At 46.9% G+C, this 1,176-nt stretch carries 2 protein-coding genes; both read right to left on the bottom strand.

Features of this window, described 5'->3' with window-relative positions:
• A partial coding sequence (locus R7P35_RS25315) for an FAD-dependent oxidoreductase (RefSeq protein ID WP_318093158.1) occupies nt 1–295 on the bottom strand: 295 nt, incomplete at its 3' end.
• Nucleotides 296–473: 178 nt separating this feature from the next.
• Nucleotides 474–1,176 (bottom strand): DeoR/GlpR family transcriptional regulator (locus tag R7P35_RS25310; RefSeq protein WP_318093157.1); only part of this gene is annotated, 703 nt, incomplete at its 5' end.

The raw sequence follows: 1,176 nt of genomic DNA, 5'->3' as shown, positions 1-1,176 counted from the left end.
AACGCATTGGTAGAGCGACGTGTGGTGCTTTACGTAGAATCACTTCACGCTCTGCGAGCGCTTCCGAAACTAAACGAAACTCGTAGTGTTCAAGGTAGCGTAATCCACCGTGAATAAGTTTAGAACTTGCTGAAGACGTTGCTGATGCAAAATCGTTAGCTTCATATAAACCGACACTCAAACCGCGGCCAGCTGCATCAGCTGCAATGCCAGCCCCGTTAATGCCGCCACCGATAACGATCAAGTCTAAAAGAGTGGATGAGCTAGTTGTGGAAGTATTTTTTTGTATACTCATGAATTTGACCTCTTGGTGAGCGAACGAGCATTTTAGAACATGATTTAATCCTAGCTCAGGTTTCGTTTGTGATCATCTATTATTTTCGTTTGTGAGCGTTTTGTGTGATTTGGGCATAAAAAAACCTCTGTCTAATTAAGACAGAGGTCATTTTGAGGTTCAAATTTGAGCGATTTATCTATTTAGCGTCTTCTGATGTTACATTCGCTTCGACCACTTCGAGGGGAATTGCGGCGTCTTTTAAGATCGCGAGAATTTCTTCTGGTGGCTGTTTGTTAGTAAATATCATGTTCAGCTGCGCGATGTTGCCCAGTTTCACCATGGCATTGCGACCAAACTTTGTGTGGTCGACGGCGAGAAATACGCTGCGGCTGTTGTCGATGATCGCTTGCTTCACGCGTACCTCGTGGTAATCAAAGTCCAATAGGGAACCATCAAAATCGATGCCACTGATGCCGAGAATGCCAAAATCGAGACGGAACTGTTTCACGAAATCGAGCGTTGCTTCGCCTACGATACCGCCATCGCGGCTGCGGACTTCACCACCCGCTAAGATGACCTTGATCTCTGGGTTGGGGAAGAGAATGGTTGCCACGTTGATGTTGTTGGTGACGACGCGTAGCTGCTTGTGGCTCTTAGTGAGCGCACGTGCGACGGCTTCTGGTGTTGTGCCGATATCAATAAATAGCGTCGCGCCGTCAGGAATGTGTTTCACCACCTCTTCTGCAATGACATCTTTTTCATTGAAGTTGAGCGCTTTACGCGTGTTGTAAGATGTGTTTTCAGAACTGAGAGGGATGGTTGCACCACCGTGATAACGACGAATTTTGTTGTCGTCTGCGAGTTCGTTGAGATCGCGTCGGATGGTTTGTGGGCTGACA

Source organism: Vibrio sp. Vb0304 (assembly GCF_033338995.1).
In the GTDB taxonomy this organism is placed as follows: domain Bacteria; phylum Pseudomonadota; class Gammaproteobacteria; order Enterobacterales; family Vibrionaceae; genus Vibrio; species Vibrio alginolyticus.
This window is presented reverse-complemented; position numbering and strand designations above follow the sequence as displayed.